This window comes from Streptomyces sp. N35 (assembly GCF_016464295.1).
Taxonomy (GTDB): domain Bacteria; phylum Actinomycetota; class Actinomycetes; order Streptomycetales; family Streptomycetaceae; genus Streptomyces.
In genome coordinates this window covers 1-18,387 of the sequence record NZ_JAEIMH010000083.1, presented here as the reverse complement: position 1 = coordinate 18,387, position 18,387 = coordinate 1, and the positions used below count along the sequence as shown (strand labels likewise).

The 18,387-nt window shown below is 70.9% G+C and carries 16 protein-coding genes; 9 read left to right on the top strand and 7 right to left on the bottom strand.

Going from position 1 to position 18,387, the window contains the following annotated elements; genetic code table 11:
- The first annotated feature begins 1 nt into the window (after position 1).
- Positions 2-448, top strand: a complete 447-nt coding sequence (locus JAO81_RS33385) for a heat shock protein transcriptional repressor HspR (protein WP_199551717.1) — start codon at positions 2-4, stop codon at positions 446-448.
- A 212-nt stretch (positions 449-660) separates the two neighbouring features.
- Positions 661-3,687, top strand: coding sequence for a BTAD domain-containing putative transcriptional regulator (locus JAO81_RS33380; RefSeq protein WP_199551716.1), 3,027 nt, complete (start codon positions 661-663; stop codon positions 3,685-3,687).
- Here JAO81_RS33380 and JAO81_RS33375 read toward each other — a convergent pair.
- Positions 3,666-4,580: a class I SAM-dependent methyltransferase gene (locus JAO81_RS33375; RefSeq protein ID WP_199551715.1), complete on the bottom strand. Its 915-nt coding sequence runs from the start codon at positions 4,578-4,580 to the stop codon at positions 3,666-3,668. The two genes, JAO81_RS33380 and JAO81_RS33375, sit on opposite strands and share 22 nt — an antisense overlap.
- A gap of 263 nt (positions 4,581-4,843) precedes the next feature.
- Between JAO81_RS33375 and JAO81_RS33370 the strand changes: the two genes are divergently transcribed.
- Positions 4,844-5,815, top strand: coding sequence for a LuxR C-terminal-related transcriptional regulator (locus JAO81_RS33370; protein ID WP_199551714.1), 972 nt, complete (start codon positions 4,844-4,846; stop codon positions 5,813-5,815).
- On the opposite strand, the gene JAO81_RS33365 is transcribed toward JAO81_RS33370, so the two are convergent.
- Positions 5,812-6,813: a helix-turn-helix transcriptional regulator gene (locus JAO81_RS33365; protein ID WP_233416287.1), complete on the bottom strand. Its 1,002-nt coding sequence runs from the start codon at positions 6,811-6,813 to the stop codon at positions 5,812-5,814. The two genes, JAO81_RS33370 and JAO81_RS33365, sit on opposite strands and share 4 nt — an antisense overlap.
- Before the next feature lie 130 nt (positions 6,814-6,943).
- On the opposite strand from JAO81_RS33365, the gene JAO81_RS33360 reads away from it, so the two are divergent.
- Together JAO81_RS33360 and JAO81_RS33355 are read left to right on the top strand one after the other, a co-directional pair.
- A complete protein-coding gene (locus JAO81_RS33360; protein ID WP_199551713.1) occupies positions 6,944-7,153 on the top strand; it encodes a hypothetical protein in 210 nt (69 codons plus the stop codon).
- Positions 7,150-7,473 carry a (2Fe-2S)-binding protein gene (locus JAO81_RS33355; protein WP_165331752.1) on the top strand — a complete coding sequence of 108 codons (324 nt, stop codon included), beginning with the start codon at positions 7,150-7,152 and terminating at the stop codon, positions 7,471-7,473. Before JAO81_RS33360 ends, JAO81_RS33355 begins: the two co-directional genes overlap by 4 nt.
- Positions 7,474-7,637: 164 nt before the next feature.
- Here the strand turns inward: JAO81_RS33355 and JAO81_RS33350 are convergent, their stop codons facing one another.
- Together JAO81_RS33350 and JAO81_RS33345 are read right to left on the bottom strand one after the other, a co-directional pair.
- Positions 7,638-8,177, bottom strand: coding sequence for a transferase (locus JAO81_RS33350; protein ID WP_199551712.1), 540 nt, complete (start codon positions 8,175-8,177; stop codon positions 7,638-7,640).
- 53 nt (positions 8,178-8,230) lie between these two features.
- Positions 8,231-8,635, bottom strand: coding sequence for a pyridoxamine 5'-phosphate oxidase family protein (locus JAO81_RS33345; protein WP_199551711.1), 405 nt, complete (start codon positions 8,633-8,635; stop codon positions 8,231-8,233).
- Positions 8,636-8,877: 242 nt separating this feature from the next.
- Between JAO81_RS33345 and clpB the strand changes: the two genes are divergently transcribed.
- Entirely contained in the window at positions 8,878-11,463 is a 2,586-nt protein-coding gene (gene clpB / locus JAO81_RS33340) for an ATP-dependent chaperone ClpB (protein ID WP_199551710.1), read from the top strand.
- 85 nt (positions 11,464-11,548) lie between these two features.
- Here the strand turns inward: clpB and JAO81_RS33335 are convergent, their stop codons facing one another.
- Positions 11,549-11,992 (bottom strand): hypothetical protein, encoded by a 444-nt coding sequence (locus JAO81_RS33335; protein ID WP_199551709.1) that lies wholly within the window; start codon positions 11,990-11,992, stop codon positions 11,549-11,551.
- Between the two features lie 181 nt (positions 11,993-12,173).
- Here JAO81_RS33335 and JAO81_RS33330 point away from each other — a divergent pair, with 181 nt between their 5' ends.
- Entirely contained in the window at positions 12,174-12,716 is a 543-nt protein-coding gene (locus tag JAO81_RS33330; RefSeq protein WP_199551708.1) for a YbjN domain-containing protein, read from the top strand.
- 21 nt (positions 12,717-12,737) lie between these two features.
- Here the strand turns inward: JAO81_RS33330 and JAO81_RS33325 are convergent, their stop codons facing one another.
- On the bottom strand, positions 12,738-13,958 hold the full coding sequence (locus JAO81_RS33325) for a hypothetical protein (RefSeq protein ID WP_374194385.1): 1,221 nt from the start codon (positions 13,956-13,958) through the stop codon (positions 12,738-12,740).
- A gap of 119 nt (positions 13,959-14,077) precedes the next feature.
- Positions 14,078-15,262, bottom strand: coding sequence for a pyridoxal phosphate-dependent aminotransferase (locus tag JAO81_RS33320; RefSeq protein ID WP_199551707.1), 1,185 nt, complete (start codon positions 15,260-15,262; stop codon positions 14,078-14,080).
- 773 nt (positions 15,263-16,035) lie between these two features.
- Here JAO81_RS33320 and JAO81_RS33315 point away from each other — a divergent pair.
- Positions 16,036-16,563 (top strand): DUF2617 family protein, encoded by a 528-nt coding sequence (locus JAO81_RS33315; protein WP_199551706.1) that lies wholly within the window; start codon positions 16,036-16,038, stop codon positions 16,561-16,563.
- Positions 16,564-16,676: 113 nt separating this feature from the next.
- Positions 16,677-18,281: a polyamine aminopropyltransferase gene (locus JAO81_RS33310; RefSeq protein WP_199551705.1), complete on the top strand. Its 1,605-nt coding sequence runs from the start codon at positions 16,677-16,679 to the stop codon at positions 18,279-18,281.
- The last annotated feature ends 106 nt before the right edge of the window (positions 18,282-18,387 follow it).

Here is an 18,387-nt window from a genome sequence, read left to right as displayed (position 1 = left end):
GATGGACGGCCGTCGACGCAATCCGTACGAACTGACCGAAGAGACACCGGTGTACGTGATCTCGGTCGCGGCCCAGCTCTCCGGCCTCCACCCGCAGACCCTGAGGCAGTACGACCGCCTCGGTCTGGTCTCCCCGGACCGCACCGCGGGCCGGGGCCGGCGTTACTCGGCCCGCGACATCGACCTGCTCCGCCAGGTGCAGGCGCTGTCGCAGGACGAGGGCATCAACCTGGCCGGCATCAAGCGCATCATCGAGCTGGAGAACCAGGTCGCCGCGCTCCAGGCCCGCGTGGCCGAGCTTTCCGCCGCGCTGGAAGGGGCCGCCGCCACGATGCAGCAACGTGAGGCGGCGGTGCATGCCTCGTACCGCCGCGATCTCGTGCCGTACCAGGAGGTCCAGCAGACCTCGGCGCTGGTGGTGTGGCGGCCGAAGCGGTCGTCGGACTGACCCCGCGTCGGACTGACCCCGCGTCGTCGGCTGGGCCACTCGCTCGGGGAGCAACTCGCTTGCAGGGCCGGGAGGTTGATGCCTCCCGGCCCTTCGCGCTGCCCGCCGTGTGCGGCCGGTCGAATCCCGTACGACCCGTCGTGCCGGGCGCCCGCAGGAACCTAGAATTCCGGGCGGGGGCCGTGTCCACGGCCGGACGGACGGGGGCTCGGGTGGAGTTTCGGCTGCTGGGTGCGGTGCAGGCGTGGACGGATGCCGGTCCGGTCGAGCTGGGGCCCGCCCGGCAGCAGACGGTGCTCGCCGCGCTGCTCGTGGACGCCAACAGCGCGGTGTCGGTCGAGCAGTTGGTGGACCGCGTATGGGGCGAGAGGCCGCCTCCGCGCGCCACGCACACCCTGTACAGCTATGTGTCCCGGCTGCGCCGCCTGCTGCCGGACATGATCAACCGCGGTCCGGGCGGCGGCTACGTGCTGACCGCCGACGCTTCGCGGATCGACGTACACCGGTTCCGCCGGCTTCTGGGGCAGGCCGGGGAAGCCGACGACGAGGCGCGGGCGGTGGCGCTGTTCCAGGAGGCGCTCGCGCTGTGGCGGGCGGAGCCGTTCGCAGGCGCCGACACCCCGTGGTTCAACGCCGTCCGCGAGACGCTCCGCAAGGAGCGGTGGGCCGCCGAACTGGACTGCACCGAGCGGCGTCTGCGCCTGGGACAGCATGCCGAGCTGCTCTCCGCGCTCGCCGAGCGCAGCGCCCTGCACCGCCTGGACGAGCGGCTGGCCGCCCTGTACATGCTCGCCCTGTACCGCTGCGGCCGGCAGGCCGATGCGCTCGCCCACTACCGGAGCGTGCGCGGGGTCCTCGCCGGCGAACTCGGTATCGACCCGGGCCAGGACCTGCGGCGGCTGCACCAGGCCATCCTCGACGGGGGCGCCGGGCTCTGCGCGCCGGCCGCACCGGCCGCCGCCCCGCCACCGTCCGCGTCAGCCTGGGTGGTGCAGAGCCAACTCCCGCTGGCCCCACCGGACTTCGCCGGCCGCGACGGTCTCGTGGACCACTTGGAGGAGCTCCTCACGTCGCCCGCGGCCGTGCCCGTCGTCGTGTCCGGCTCGCCCGGGGTCGGCAAGTCCGCGCTGGCCGTCCACCTCGGCCACCGGCTGCGGCCGGTCTTCCCCGACGGCCAGTGGTACGTACGGCTCCTGGGCACCACCGGACGGCCGCGTGATCCCGCCGAGGTGCTCTCCGGGCTGCTGCGCGCGTGTGGCCTCGACGGGGACGCGATCCCGGAGGCCCTCGACGACCGGGCGGCCGCGTTCCGCAGCAGGGTGGCCGACCGCAGGGTCCTGCTGATCCTCGACGACGCGGCCGACGCCGAACAGGTACGGCCGCTGCTGCCGGGCACGGCCGGGGTCTCCGTGCTGGTGACGAGCCGGCCCGACATACGGGGTCTGACCGCCAGCCACGGTGCCCACCCGGTGCCGCTGACGGTGCTCGAACAGGGCGAGGCGCACGACCTGTTGGCGGGTGTGCTCGGCGGGCAGCGGGTGGCGGCGGAGCCGGAGGCCGCCGCACGGCTCGCGGAGCTGTGCGCCCGGCTGCCGCTGGCGCTGCGGATCGCCGCCGCCAACCTCGGCGCCAGGCCCGGCACTTCACTGGCCGCGTACGCACAGGAGCTGACCGAGGGGAGCCGTCGCCTGGCGAGGCTCTCCATCGCCGGTGACCGCCAGGCCGCCGTCCGTACCGCCTTCGACCACTCGCACGCCGCCCTGGCCCAGGGCACGGCGCGGCTGTTCGCCCTCCTCGGGCTGCACCCGGGGCCGGACTTCACGGCGGAGGCGGCCGGGGCCCTGGCCGGCGTCTCGGAGTCCGAGGCCGAGCACCTGCTCGACGAACTCGCCACCGCCGGTCTGGTGCAGCGCACCGCCGCGGACCGGTTCCAGTTCCACGATCTGCTGCGCCTGTACGCGCAGGAGCTGGCCGAGGCCGACCCTGAACGCGAGAGCGCCTGGGAGCGGCTGTGCACCTGGTACCTCGCGACAGCGGACGCGGCCACCGCCTTCGGCTACGTCGGGTCCGTCCAACTGCCGCGCCCCCGTACGGAATCCGACCGCTTCGCCGACCGGCACCAGGCGCTCGCGTGGCTGGAGAGCGAACGCGCCCACCTCGTCGCGGTCATCACCCATGCCGCCGAGTCCGGCCCGTATCCGATCGCCTGGCAGCTGGCCGACCAGCTGCGGCCGTACTTCTACCGCCGCAGGCACTACCCCGAGTGGGAGGCGGCCATGACGGCCGGGCTGCGCGCGGCGCGGCAGCAGGGCGATGCGGCGGCCGAGGCGGCCATGCACCACGGTTTCTTCCTGATGCGCCAGCACGCCGGGCGCATCCAGGACGCGCTCGAAGCGGTGCACCTCGCTCGGGAGGGATACCGTCGCGCGGGCTTCATCCCCGGCGAAGCCGCCATCCTGACCAACCTCGCCCTCCACTACGGGCAGCGCGGACAGATGCGCCACGCGCTCGGCTGGCAGGAGCAGGCCATCGCCCTCGCGCGCTCCCTCGGCCGGGCGAACTCACTGGGGCGCGGGCTCAACATGGCGGGTTTGATCCACACCTACCTCGGCGAGTTCGACCGGGCGCTCGCGCGCACCACCGAGTCGCTCGAGATCACCCGGGCGGCCGGGCAGGAGTCCCTTCTGATCAGCCCGCACATCAACCGCGCCATCGCCCGGTACGGCCTCGGGCAGTACGAGGAGGGGGTGGCCGACGCCACCGAGGCGCTGCGCCTGTGCGAGGAGCATCAGCAGCGGCACAGCGAGGCCGGCGCCAACGAGGTCCTCGCGCGCATCCACCGCGACACCGGCCGGACAGAACTCGCGCACACGCACGCGGAACTCGCCCTGCCCATCGCCCGGGCGACCGGCGACACGTCCAACCTGGCCGACTGCCTGACCACCCTCGCCGGACTGCACCGCGTCCGGGGCCGCCTCGACACGGCGCTCGCGCATCTGACGGAGGCCCTCCACCTCACCCGCCGCTGCGACGCCCGCCACCAACAGGCCGAGGCCCACGTCGGCCTGGCCCACGTCCATGAGGACCTCGGCGAACCGGCCCTCGCCGCGGAACACGCCGAACGCGCCCTGTCCATCGCCCGCGAACTCGAGCTGCGCCCGACCGAGCGGCGGGCCCTGACGGTGCTCGGGGCGGTGGGGTGGGTGACCGGCGACGTTCAGGAGCGCGCGCGGAGATAGCCCGAGTGCGCCACCTGGCCGAGGAACGTGAACCGGGTCTCCCCGGCCATGTGCTTCTCGAACGCTTCCTTGATCCCGGCCCACTTGGGGTGCCCGAAGTCGTCGAGTACGACGATGCCGCCGGGCGCGACGATCTGCTCGGCCCACTCCAGGTCGGCGGCGACACCCTCGGCGGAGTGGTCACCGTCCACGATGATCAGCCCGTACGCGCGGTCGGAGACCTTGGCGCGCACCTCGGGGTCCTCCGAGAACCCTTGCTGTATACGGGCGGTGGCGCCGACGAGCTGGAGATTGGTGCGTACGGCGTCCCCGTTCACGGGCGCGCCGGAGGCGTCGCCGCCCATGGTGGCGCCGGGCTGCAGCTGCGTCCCCGCCAGCGGATCGACGATCGTCAACTCCGGGGTGCGGCCAGTGCGTTGCATCATCCTGCTGAGCCCGGCGCTGAACATGCCGTACAGCGTTCCGATCTCCAGGAACTCGTCGTTGGGCGGATCGAGCAGCGGCACGGCGGAGAGCTTGCCCACGATGTTCATCGTGCCGCCCGCGATCCGCCCGACACCGAGCGCCTCCAGCGCGATCAGCAGCCGGAAGGCCTGCGCCGCGGTCCGCTCGGCGGCCTCGCGGTCGGCCCCCGTCACCTCGGCCAACTCGGCGATCGTCCGGTTGAGATGCGGCGCGGAGGGCAGCCGGGAGGCCCCGCGCCCGGTCCCGTCGAAGAACAGCTCGAGCGGCCGCTGCCGGTTCCGCAACCGCACCAACTCCTGCTGCGCCACCTCACCCCGCCCGGACTCCTCGACAACGCGCCGGACCTGGCGCTCCACGCGCTGGTCGATGAGCTGGACTATGGGCCGCAGGGCACGTCTGGCGGCTTTGCTGGTGATGAGCGCTCGCATGCTCGGGAACTTAGGGCTGCGCCCTGTGTCCCACAACCAATGCGATATCCCGTACGGACAAACCATGCATGGCAGTTGAGCGACGGAAGGGGGCGGTCCTTTTGTAGGAGGTACCCGTGATGTTCTGGATCTCGTGGACGGATGGGCCCCCGTTGGGCTTGTCTGCTCTTTGTGGGGGAGGTGGGGGGATGGGTTAGGCGGCGTCAGTTCTACGTCGGGCCCCGGGATAATGGGTGCGGAGCACTGGACTTGGGGGTAGGACGGTGGCCGAAGGCGACACGCATCGGCATGACGTAGAGGAATTGTGTGACGCGGGAGAGAAGGCCTATCAGGCGGCGCTGCAAGCCGGACGGATTTCGCGGTCCAGGGTGACGGATGCGCGCTGCCTGGTCGAGTTGGGCCTCTTGCACCCGGATCCGTCGGACATGGAGTGGCTGCTGCCCACGAGCCCTGGTGTGGTGGTCGCTCGTTTGCTGCGCGAATTCGAGTCAGAGCTGGGGGAGATACGACGGCGGTCGGGTGCACTGGCCGGAGCGGCCGAGCGATTTGCCGTACCCAGGGCCGTGAACAGTTCTCCGAGTGCGGCGCTCAGAGTGCTCGAAGGCATGCCGCGCATCAATCTCGCCATCGACGAGGCGACAGCCGCCTGTGCCGCAGAGCTGCGCGCCATGCAGCCGTCCGGCATCCGTTCGGAGCGGGAGCTGAGCGGGGCGCTGCCGCGCGCGCTGGACCTGCAGGAGCGAGGGGTGCGCACCCGCAGCCTGTACACCCATGTGGCCCGGCACGGGCAAGGATTGCAGACCTACCTGGAGCAACTCGAAGGGTCGGTGGAGGTCCGCACCCTCGACGAGGTGGGTGAACGCCTGCTGATCTTCGATCGTTCTGTGGCGTTCATTCCGGCCAGTCCGGACCGCTCGGTTGCCCTGGAGTTGAGGCATCCTGCCCTGATCGACTATCTGGTCGGAGTGTTCGACAGGTTCTGGCACCGAGCCGTTCCGCTCAACGAGCATGTGCCTTCCACCAGTGCCGTCGAGGGCGTCAGTCACCGCGAACACGCCATCGCGGCCCTCCTCGCCGAGGGATACACCGACGCGGTCATCGCCGAGCGGCTCGGCATCAACGTCCGCACGTGCAGGCACCACATCGGCCGGCTCTCCGAGACGCTGGGCTGTACGACCCGCACCCAACTCGGCGTCCGAATCGCCCAGACCGGCCTGCACGTACCGCCGGCCTAAGCGTCCTGTTCCAGGATTCCCGACTTCGCGATCAGATAGCCGAGTTGAGCCCGGCTGCCGCTGCCGAGGGAGGCGGCGAGCTTGGCAATGTGGGCCCGGCAGGTGCGGACGTTCATGCCGAGCCGGCGGGCTATGGCCTCGTCCACGTGGCCCTCCACGAGAAGCTTGGCTATCGAGCGCTGCACGCCCGTGATGCCGTGGTGTTCGGCCTGGTAGTGGACTTCCTCCGCCCAGTCGGTGCCGAGCAGCCAGAACTGCTCGAACACTCCGACCAGATAGCTGACCAGCCCTTCATGGCGCAGCTCGAGGGCCACCCGGCGGTCGCTCCGGGCGGGTACGAAGGCCACCTTGCGGTCCACCAGGATCAACCGGTCGACGATCTCCTCGAGCGTGCGCACCTCGAGTCCGTACGGCCCCACGCGCTCGACGTATCCGATGGTGGCCGAATGATGCCGGGCGGTGTGCTGGTACAGCGTTCGCATGCGTACCTTGCGCTCGATCAGCGGCGCGACCCGACGCAGCCCTTCCTCCAGAACCTCGGGGGTGCGTCCGCTTCCGGGCTGTATGGCGAGCAATTCCTCGGTGCACTCGTCCATCGCACGGTCGAGCGCGGCGTTGATGGCCGTGAACCCGTCAAGCACCGTGATCGAGTGATCTGCCGTCGGTGCCGGCGTGGTGATCGTCATAAATGGCTCGAACGCGTCGGCGAGGGAGCTGGCTTGCTGTCTACGCTCGTGGATCTCCCGTTCCAGCGGGTGAATCAGCTGGTTCAGCGCGACCGACGGGGGAACCGGCCAGAGCCATTCAGTGTCCTCGGAATCGGGGCGCAACAGCGCCAGACGAAGCAGGCATGGCACATGTTGCACAGCAGAGCGCCTGATGCGCCCCGCACGCAGCGCCTGGGCGTACAGGTCTTTGCCATTGGTGCACAGATCGGCACCGGTGCACGGCTCTTCTTTGCTCCTATGCCTTCCTGAATCGTCCCGATTTAGCGTCATTTCCACCCCCCTCAGGGTCCTGAATTACAGGAACATGATGCCTGTATCTGCTGGTGGAAGGGTTCTGTCTGAGCCATCGTCTTTAACGCAGGAGTCAAGGAGTTTGATCAAACGAGGTGGAGAAACGGCCATGACCAGGATGGTTCGTGCACTCAGCGCTCTGGCCATCGCGGCGGCAGCCGCCCTCGGTGTGCTTGTCGCCAATGGTGAACCGACGTGGGGCAGCGCTCCCGCGGGCCACGCCGCCGTCGGCGAACCGACGTGGGGCAGCGCGCCTGCAGGCAGCGTGCTCGCAGGTGAGCCGACGTGGGGCTTCGCCTCCCCGAGCGGGCGCGCATGACCACCCCTCCGGACGACAGAACCTTCCGACGCGAAATGGCCACCGCCTACCGCTCGGGCTGGCACTTCATCGATCTCGTCACGGCCATCCCCCGCCCTGGCGACTCGCTGATGGTCACCCTGTTCGGTGAACCCGTGGTGGTCGTGCGCGACGACGAGGACGACGACGTCCGGGCCTACCGGTGCTTGCGCCGGCCCCGTGGCGCGCCGCAGCCCGTGCGGTGTGCGGTGCGCTACGGAATGATCTTCGTCAATCTTGATCAGCGCGACCACCAGCTGGTCGAACCCGAACCAATTTCCGCCACCCCCCGCAGTGCCTGACGCGATCCCCCGTCGTCAAACATCGCTCAGGCGCTTCCCCCCGCAGCGGCGTCACCGTGGACCTGAACACGGTGGCGCCGCTGTGTTTCTGCCTCGCGTACGCGGGCCCGGATTCTGCCTCGCGTACGCGACCCCAGGCTTCTGCCTCACCTCCGCGGCCGGCCTCAGTCTCGCCGTACGGCGATGACCGTCGACGCGTACGGAGTCGTCAGCACCTCGGTCGCGGTGAGGGCCGGGTGCGTCAGGTAGCAGAGACGCAACTCGTCCGCCTCGCCCTCGAAGCGCGGCGGCCAGTCCGTGGAGGGCGTGAAGTCGTCGAGGATCAGGATGCCGCCCGGGGCCAGCAGGTCGACGACGAGACCGGGGTCGTCCCGTTTGCCGCCGCCGTCGCAGAAGAAGACATCGAACGGCGCGTGCGGGCCGAGCAGCCGCCAGTCACCGGCGAGCACCGTCACGTTCGGGTCGTCCGCGAAGACGTCGTGTGCGTGGACGGCCAAGGCCATCTCCTGCTCCACCGTGACCGGGCGCGCCCCCGCCCCCAGCCCGCGGTGCAGCCTTGCCCCCCCCCCGCCCGCCCCCGTGCCGCCCCCGGCGCCGCCCCCTTGCGGCTTCGCCGCGGCGGCCGCGGCGAGCAGGCGGCCGACCTCGCGCGTGCAGCTCTTCGCGAAGCCGGACACCGCCGCGAAACGCTCCGCCGCCGCCACGCGCTCCGGGACGGGACGCCCCTTTGGTGGCGGCCCCGGGTGGGTGCCCACCGTCAGGCCCGGCCCATGGCCCGTGACAGTGCCACCTCGATCAGGACCCGGTCCGGGTTCGGTGCCGGCATCCGCGTGTAGCGCTCCGCGTACCGCTGGACCGCGTCCGCTATCCGCTCCGGGTCGGTGCGGATGTGCGCGATGCCCTCAAGCGTGGCCCAGCGGCCGCCGTCCACCTGGCACAGCGCCACCCGCGCCCCGGCCGGGCCCGCCGCGAGGATGTTGCCGACCTTGGCGCTGGACTTGTTGGTGATCACGCGGGCCACCCCGGCGTCCGGGTCGTACGTCACGCCGACCGGCACCACGTGCGGGGTGCCGTCGGGGCGGAGCGTCGTCAGGGTGCACATGTGCCGCTCGCGCCAGAAGCTGAGATAGGCGGCGTCGGGGTTCCGCGGATCGATGGCCATGAATCGGGAACTTAAGGCATGGGCATGACCCGCCGGACTCCGGGTGTCCTGTCACGGGCCCTCAGCGGACCCTCAGCGGGCCCTCGGCCGCCCCCAGCGGGCACGAGCGGGCCTCACCCGTGCCCCACCCGTGCCCCACCCGGGCTTCCGCCCTCACCTTGAGCGGAATAGACTCAACTTTGTGTACGTTGGATGAGTCAGAGTCCGACCCCTCAAAAGCAGACGCAGGAGGAACCCCACACGTGGACGCCGAGCTGACCAACAGGAGCCGGGACGCGATCAATGCGGCCACCAGCCGCGCCGTGTCCGCCGGGCACCCCGATCTGACCCCCGCGCACTTGCTGCTCGCACTCCTCGAGGGTCAGGACAACGAGAACATCACCGACCTGCTCGTGGCCGTCGACGCCGACCAGGTCGCCGTACGGTCCGGAGCCGAGCGCGTCCTCAGCGCCCTGCCCAGCGTGACCGGTTCCACGGTCTCGCCGCCGCAGCCCAACCGCGACATGCTCGCCGTGGTCGCGGAGGCCGCGAAGCAGGCCAAGGAGCTGGACGACGAGTATCTGTCGACCGAGCACCTGCTGATCGGGATCGCCGCGAAGGGCGGTCAGGCCGGGGCCGTACTGTCCAAGGAAGGCGCCACCGCCAAGCGCCTGCTCGACGCTTTTCAGAAGACGAGGGGTGCGCGCCGCGTGACCACAGCTGATCCCGAAGGCTCGTACAAGGCACTGGAGAAGTTCGGGACCGACTTCACCGCCGCCGCGCGCGAGGGCAAGCTCGACCCGGTCATCGGCCGGGATCAGGAGATCCGGCGCGTGGTGCAGGTCCTGAGCCGCCGTACCAAGAACAACCCCGTGCTCATCGGTGAGCCCGGCGTCGGCAAGACCGCCGTCGTGGAGGGCCTCGCCCAGCGCATCGTGAAGGGCGACGTCCCGGAGAGCCTGCGCGACAAGCGGCTCGTCTCGCTCGACCTGGGTGCGATGGTCGCGGGCGCCAAGTACCGCGGTGAGTTCGAGGAGCGCCTGAAGACCGTGCTCTCCGAGATCAAGGGGAGCGACGGGCAGATCATCACGTTCATCGACGAGCTGCACACCGTCGTCGGCGCGGGCGCCGGCGGCGACTCCGCCATGGACGCGGGCAACATGCTCAAGCCGATGCTCGCCCGCGGCGAACTGCGCATGGTCGGCGCCACGACCCTCGACGAGTACCGCGAGCGCATCGAGAAGGACCCCGCCCTGGAGCGCCGTTTCCAGCAGGTCCTGGTCGCCGAGCCGTCCGTCGAGGACACCATCGCGATCCTGCGCGGGCTCAAGGGGCGTTACGAGGCCCACCACAAGGTCGTCATCGCGGACGCCGCGCTCGTGGCCGCGGCCACCCTCTCCGACCGCTACATCACCTCGCGCTTCCTGCCCGACAAGGCCATCGACCTCGTCGACGAGGCCGCGTCCCGGCTCCGTATGGAGATCGACTCCTCGCCCGTCGAGATCGACGAACTCCAGCGCGCCGTCGACCGGTTGCGGATGGAAGAGCTCGCGCTCGACAAGGAGACGGACCCCGCCTCCCAGCAGCGCCTCGAAAAGCTGCGCCGCGACCTCGCCGACAAGGAGGAGGAGCTGCGCGGTCTGACCGCGCGCTGGGAGAAGGAGAAGACCTCCCTCAACCGCGTCGGTGAGCTCAAGGAGAAGCTGGACGCCCTGCGCGGCCAGGCCGAACGCGCCCAGCGCGACGGCGACTTCGACACCGCGAGCAAGCTCCTGTACGGCGAGATCCCCACCCTGGAACGCGAGTTGCGGGAGGCATCCGAGGCCGAGCAGGAGGTCACCAAGGACACGATGGTCAAGGAGGAGGTCGGCCCCGACGACATCGCGGACGTGGTCGGCTCCTGGACCGGTATCCCGGCCGGTCGCCTCCTCGAAGGCGAGACGCAGAAGCTGCTGCGCATGGAGCAGGAGCTGGGCAAGCGGCTCATCGGCCAGAGCGAGGCCGTCCAGGCGGTCTCCGACGCCGTACGCCGCACCCGCGCCGGAATCGCCGACCCCGACCGCCCCACCGGATCGTTCCTGTTCCTCGGTCCGACCGGTGTCGGCAAGACCGAGCTGGCGAAGGCGCTTGCGGACTTCCTCTTCGACGACGAGCGGGCGATGGTCCGTATCGACATGTCGGAGTACGGCGAGAAGCACAGCGTCGCCCGGCTCGTGGGTGCGCCTCCCGGCTACGTCGGATACGAGGAGGGCGGACAGCTGACGGAAGCGGTACGCCGGCGTCCGTACTCCGTCGTGCTGCTCGACGAGGTCGAGAAGGCGCATCCGGAGGTCTTCGACGTCCTGCTCCAGGTGCTCGACGACGGGCGCCTGACCGACGGGCAGGGCCGCACGGTCGACTTCCGCAACACGATCCTGGTCCTCACCTCGAACCTCGGCAGCCAGTACCTGGTCGAGCCGACGACGAGCGAGGAGGAAAAGAAGCAGCAGGTCCTGGAGGTCGTACGGTCGTCCTTCAAGCCGGAGTTCCTGAACCGGCTCGACGATCTCGTCGTCTTCTCGGCCCTGACCAAGGACGAGCTCGCGCACATCGCCGAGCTGCAGATCGCCCGCCTGGCCAAGCGCCTGGCCGAGCGGCAGCTCACGCTCGACGTCACGCCGGCCGCGCTCGCGTGGCTGGCCGAAGAGGGCAACGACCCGGCGTACGGCGCGCGTCCGCTGCGCCGCCTCATCCAGACCGCGATCGGCGACCGGCTCGCGAAGGAGATCCTCGCGGGCGAGGTCAAGGACGGGGACACGGTGCGGGTGGACCTCGCGGGTGACGGGCTGCTTGTGGGTCCGGCGCAGTAAGCACCCACACGGATACGGATACGGATACGGATACGGATGGCGGCGGCGGCCGGTCCGGGCGGTGCGCCCGGACCGGCCGCCGCCGTCACGAGGTCCAGGCCCTGAACCGTACGTGCGAGGTCCTGTCGTCCTCGTGGACCACCTCGATCGTGAGCGCCACCGGCTGCACCACGTCGTCCGGTGCGGGCGAGGCGTAGCCCTCGGCGGGCGTCCCGTCCGCCGTGACGAACTCGACGTGCACGCAGCGGTCGGCCTCAGGACAGGACAGTCCGGGTTCCGCGGTGGGCCAGGAATCCCGGATCCACGCGTCGACCTCCGCACGTTCCATCCGGAAGGTGCCCGACGCGAGGTCGTCCATCCAGTCCGCGTACTCGCAGTCCTGATCGCGGGCTTTGTCCGGCAGCCGGCCGTGCGCCCAGGTCAGCGCCTTGCCGCAACTGATCTTCGAGGTGGTGCGGAACGGATCTTCCTGCGCCTTGTCCACCTCCTGAGCGGCCTCCGCGAGAAACCACACGAAAAAGCCCGCCACGCACAGAGCGAAAACCCCGCACGCCCCCCAGATCGCCCACCCGGCACGACGCATCCCCACCCCCATACGGCCAGATCATGTCAGCCCGCAGCGGAACCCCCGGACCCGCCCGGGGCGGGCCTTTACAAGCCCCGCCCGGCATGGGAGAGGATGGGCCAATCCGTACGAAGGGAAATACACGGTGAGCATCGACCCGTCCTCGATTCCGAATTTCGGGGGCCAGCCCAAGCCCGAGCAGGCCGCAGCAGGACCGGCGGGCGCCGTCGTCCCGGACCAGGACCTCGTCAAGCAGCTTCTGGACCAGATGGAGCTCAAGCACGGCGTGGACGAAGAGGGTGACCTCGTCGCGCCGTGGGAGGAGTTCCGTACGTACTTCATGTTCCGCGGCGAAGGCGACCAGGCCGTCTTCTCCGTGCGTACGTTCTACGACCGTCCGCACCCCATCGAGTCCAAGACCCAGATCCTCGACGCGATCGACGACTGGAACCGCCGCACCCTGTGGCCCAAGGTCTACAGCCACACCCACGAGGACGAGGACGGCACCGCCACCCTCCGCCTCATCGGTGAGGCCCAGACCCTGATCGGCACCGGTGTGCTTCTTGAGCACTTCGTGTCGTCCACGGTCAGCTGGGTGCGCGCCGCGATCGAGTTCGACCGCTGGCTGGTCGAGCACCTCGGCCTGGTCGAGGAAGTCGACTCGGCGGAGAAGTCCGAAGACGAGTAGCCGTCCGCGGCGAGCAGTCGGCTAGAGCGGCATCCGGGCCACGGCCACGAGATACGCCCCATAGCCGAGGGAGAGCCCGGCCAGGGCCGCGATCACCACGGTCGCGTGCCAGGGCCGGGCTTTCGCCGTACGGGCCAGGGCGCGCGCGAGCGGGATCAGGAGCGGGAACGCGGGCAGCAGGAAACGGGCCTTGGACTCGAAGAAGCCCGAACCGCCGAGCACGATCAGGAGCAGCACGCCGCTGTAGACGATCAGCGCGAGCGGCGCCCGGTCCAGGGCGAGCAGCGCGAAGAGCAGTACGGCGGCGGCCGCGATCACCAGCGCCATCGGGAACACGAAGCGTTCCCCGTCGACCAGCATGTGCCGCGTGAAGCGCAGGGACGCGAGCCCGAGGTCGAAGCGCGAACCCCAGCCGTCCTGCACCCCGAAATACCCGCCGAGCAGGTCGCCCTCGCGCCACCCGACCCACAGCACGTACGCGCACCAGCCGGTGGGCGCGAGCAGAGCGCCGAGCCAGACGCGCGGACGCCCCTGGCCCTGTCCCTGTCCTCGTCCTTGTTCCCGTCCTGGCCCTCGCCCTCGTCCTTGTCCTCGCCCTCGCCCTCGTACGACCTCGAAGGCCGCGACCAGGATCACCGCCGCGGCGACCGCGAACCCGTTGGGCCGCGAGAGCCCCGCGAGCGCCGCCAGGGCGCCGGCCCACACCCACCGGCCGGTCAGCAACGCATACAGGGACCAGGCCGCGCAGGCCGTGAGCACCGGTTCGGTGTACGCCATCGACAGCACGACCGAGTGCGGCAGCAGACCCCACAGAACCACCAGGAGCGTGGCGGTGCGCCGGTCGTACAGGTGCGCGCCGATCGCGTAGATCCCCCAGGCCGCGAGCGCGGCGGCGAACCAGGCCACGAGGATGCCGGCCGCGGGGGTGCTCACCGGGAGCACGGTGGCGGCCGCGCGGATCAGGCCCGGATACAGCGGGAAGAAGGCCAGGTCGCTGTGGACGACGTCCGGGCCGAAGTGCAGGGTGCGGCCGTAGCCGTGGGCCGCGATGCCGGTGTACCAGCGGGCGTCCCACGAGGCGCCGAGCAGCGCGAACGTGTCCTGTCCGGTGCGCCGGGCGACCGCCGCGAGCACGGCGACACCGGCACACCGCGCGGCGGCGAACGCCCCGAGCGCGACGACGGGCGCGGGCAGGCGCGCGACTCGGCCGCTGAGCTGCGGCCAGGCGAGGGTCTGAGTCACATGCGTACGATGCGCTGTTTGTCCCGATTATTCGCCTGCACGCGCCCGGACAGCCCCCAATCCGTTACCAGGACTTCAGCCGCCGTACGGCGGCTGCGTAGGGCTTCTGGGCGTGGCCTCTACCAGGACTTCAGCCGCGCCACGGCCTCTTCGAGCACCTCGGTCTTCTTGCAGAAGGCGAACCGCACCAGCGAGCGTCCGGCCTCCTTGTCGTCGTAGAACACCGAGGTCGGGATCGCGACGACGCCCGCGCGCTCGGGCAGTGCGAGGCAGAACTCCACGCCGTCGCGGGCGCCGAGCGGGGTGATGTCGGTGGTGATGAAGTACGTGCCGGCCGGGCGGTAGACCTTGAAACCCACGTCCTCCAGGCCGTCCGCGAGCAGGTCGCGCTTGGCGCGCAGTTCGTCGCGCAGGCCCTCGAAGTACGCGGGCGGCAGGGCGAGGCCCTCGGCGATCGCGTACTGGAACGGGCCGGAGGCCACGTACGTGAGGAACTGCTTGGCCGTGCGGACCGCCGTGACCAGCTCGGGGGTGGCGGTGATCCAGCCGACCTTCCAGCCGGTGAACGAGAGGCTCTTGCCCGAGGACGAGATGGTGACCGTGCGCTCGCGCATCCCGGGCAGCGAGGCCAGCGGGATGTGCTCGCCGTCGAAGACCAGGTGTTCGTAGACCTCGTCGGTGATGACCAGGAGGTCGCGCTCGACGGCGAGTTCGGCGATCGCGGTGAGCTCGGCGCGGGTCAGGACCGTGCCGGTGGGGTTGTGCGGGGTGTTGAGCAGGATCAGACGGGTGCGGTCGGTGACGGCGGCCCGCAGCTCGTCCAGGTCCAGATGGAAGCCGCTCTCGTCGGGGCGCAGCGTGACCGGGACGCGCTTGCCGCCGGCCATCGCGATGCACGCGGCGTACGAGTCGTAGTACGGCTCAAGGGCCACCACCTCGTCCCCGGGCGCCACCAGGGCGAGCAGCGAGGCGGCGATCGCCTCGGTCGCCCCGGCCGTGACGAGCACTTCGCGGTCCGGGTCGTACGCGAGCCCGTACCGCGTCTGCTGATGCGCGGCGATCGCGTGGCGCAGCTCGGGCACGCCGGGACCCGGCGGGTACTGGTTGCCGCGGCCGTCCCTGAGTGCCCGCACCGCCGCCTCCCGTACGGCCTCGGGGCCGTCGGTGTCCGGGAAGCCCTGGCCGAGGTTGATGGCCCCGGTCCTGACGGCGAGCGCGGACATCTCGGCGAAGATCGTGGTGCCGAACTCGGCGAGGTGGACGTTGAGAAGCGGGCGGGCTGCGGCAGCGGTCATGACGGCCATCCTGCGCTGCGGCGGGGCCGTCGCTCAAGCGGGGGACGTGCCGGGCCGTAAACGCCGAACCTCTGAAGTTCCTCAACTCCGCTTTGGCGCGGTGTGCGTGCGGGCATCCCCATCGCACGTGAGAAGCGGGGGCACCGCTTCGGGGGACAGAGAGACGGGGGTGGTCTCCGTGGGGATCGTCATCGTGTTGGGCATCGTGTTCGTCGTTCTGGTGGTGGTGGGCTCCAACCTCGGGAGTCAGTCGAGCAGCAGGCCGAAGAAGCGCCGGCGCAGCGGCTGGGCCGGCGGCGGGGGCGGGAGCAGTTCGGGCGGGGGCTGCGGGGGAGGCTCGTCGTGCGGCGGAGGGTCGTCGTGCGGCGGTGGCGGGGGCGGCGGCGGGGGAGGCCGCTGCCCTGCCCCCGGGGGGGGCGCCCGTGCGACGGGGCCCCGCGCCCACCCACACCTGCCACGGCGGAGGCGGCTGACACGGGGCAGCCGGTCCGAAGGTGGCATCTGCCAGGGGGAATGCATCCGGCATAGTCGCCACGAGAAGGTGCCCGGCGGGAGGGAACTCCTGCCGGGCACCTTCTTGTTGAACTGTGGAGAACAGTTGAACTGTGAGGCCCTCGGGGGGATGGAAACCCCACGAAGTTGGGTAAAAACGCTGTGGCAGCGCTCCCCTTCATGATTCCCTTCACCTGATTGACGCAGCCACGGACCGCTCGAGCCAGCTGATGTGCCAGCCCATGTGTCAGGTCCCCCCACTTCCCACTGCGTGTTTGCGGAGCCGACCCATGCTCACGACCCTTGAGACCACCTACACCGACACGCGCGCGGCCGACCTCGCCTGGGCGCTCGGCCGCGAGCCGTTGCCGGCGCTCGCGGTCCTCGATCTCGAACTGGCGGACGCCAAAGTGCAGTTGCGCCTGCTCGGTGCCTCGCATCAGGTGCTCCTCGATCAGGAGGAGGGCACCTGTTCGGAGACCGTCGCGTGCATGCCGGGCAGCAGCACACCGCTGCCGCTGGGGGTCGCCAAACGGGTGGGGGACTGGGAGTACGAGTTCGCGGCGCGCGTGGAGACGCTCACGCGCGGCCAGTTCGCCGGGCGCGCGCAGGAACTGCTCGCGCTGGTCGCCGACCATCCCAACGGTCTCGCGGGTGTCTTCCCCGGCAGCCCGCACGCGTTCACCGCGATGCTCGTGCAGCGGCACCCCGACCATCCCTCGCAGGTGCACTGGCGCACCTGGCACGCCTATCCCCAGGAAGGCCAGCTGGTCGCGACCCGTACCAGGGTCGGAGTGCGGCAGCCGGCGGTCGTCTGAGCGGCCCGATGGGCGCGGTCCGAGCGTCCGGAAGGGCAACTCAACCCTCCGGGCGCCGAGTTAAGCCGTGTGGGTGACAGGTTGTCCATCCTTCGTGACGTAGCGTTCGCAACGTGATCGAACCGCCCCTGCCCGCACCGCCCGGTGTTCCGCCGCCCCGGGAGGCCGCCGTCGACGCCCGGCTCCCGGTGTCCGCGCGCACCGGCCGATTCCTGGTGCTCCTGGGCGTCTTCATCTGCGCGGCCTGCGGACTCGTCTACGAACTCGAACTGGTCGCCCTCGGTTCGTACCTGATCGGCGACTCGGTCACCCAGGCCTCCGTCGTCCTGTCCGTGATGGTCTTCGCCATGGGCATCGGCTCGCTCGCCGCGAAACGGCTGCGCTGCCGGGCCGCGGCCGGTTTCGGCATGGTCGAGGCCCTGCTCGCGCTCGTCGGCGGCTGCAGTGCCATGGCCTTGTACGCGGGGTTCGTCTGGGGCGGTGAGGCGCGCGCCCTGCTCGTGACGTTCTCCCTGGCCATCGGGATCCTGATCGGCGCCGAAGTCCCCTTGCTGATGACCCTGATCCAGCGCATCCGCCGCCAGGACGCGGGCGGGGCGGTCGCGGATCTGTTCGCGGCGGACTATGTGGGCGCCCTGGTCGGAGGGCTGGCCTTCCCCTTCCTTCTGCTGCCGCTGTTCGGCCAGTTGACGGGAGCGCTGCTCACCGGCGCGGTGAACGCGGTCGCGGGCGGGGCGCTGGTGCTCTGGCTGTTCCGGCGCGATCTGACGCGCCGCGGCCGCCGACTGCTGCTGCTCGTCAACGTCACCGTGCTCGCGCTCCTGGCCGCCGCGGCCGTCCTCGTCGACGACTTCGAACGGGCCGCGCGGCGTGCGGTGTACGGGGCGGACGTCCGCGTCGCCGTCCAGACCGACGTGCAGGAGGTCGTCCTCACCGGGCCGCCCGCGGGACCGCTGAATCTCTTCCTCGACGGGCGGCTGCGGGTCAGCGGCCGCGACGAGCACCGCTATCACGAGGCGCTGGTCCAGCCGGCGATGGCGGGCCGGCACGGGCGGGTGCTCGTCCTCGGCGGCGGGGACGGTCTGGCGTTACGGGAGGTGCTCAGGCATCCCGGAGTGCGGCGGGTCGACCTGGTCGAACTGGACGCGGCCGTCGTGGAGTTGGCGCGCCGGGATCCCGCGCTTGCCGCGCTGAACCGGAAGGCGTTCGACGACCCGCGGGTGCGGGTGGCGCACGCGGATGCCTTCCAGTGGCTGCGCGGGGCTTCGCGGCATGCGTACGACGTGGTGATCTCCGATCTGCCGGATCCGGGGATCACGGCCTCCACGAAGCTCTACTCGCAGGAGTTCTTCGGGCTTGCGCGGCAGGTGCTCGCGCCGGGCGGCCGGTTCGCGGTGCACGCGGGGTCGGCGAGTACGCGGCCGCGGTCGTTCTGGACGGTGGACGCGAGCATGCGGGCGGCCGGCCTGGTGACCGTGCCGTACAGCGCGGGTGGCCGGCTCGCGGGGTTCGCGGCCGGGCCCGACCGGGGGACGGCGGCTCCGGTGCCGCGGGACTGGGGGTTCGTGCTGGCGGGGCGTTCGCGGCCGGGGCTCGGCCTCGATCCCTCGTACCGGTATCGGTCGCTGAGCGAGGGGGTGTTGCGGGCGGGGGCTCGGGCGGTGGAGCGGACGCGGGTTGTTGTGGGGCCGTCGACGTTGGTGCATCCGCGGTTTTGAGGGTGCGGGTGGGGGTGCGGTGCGGTCTCGTTGCGGGGTGCGGGCCGGTTGCGCCTGCGGCGGGCTGATTTCCCCTACCCGCCCCTTCCCGAAACCGGGGCTTCGC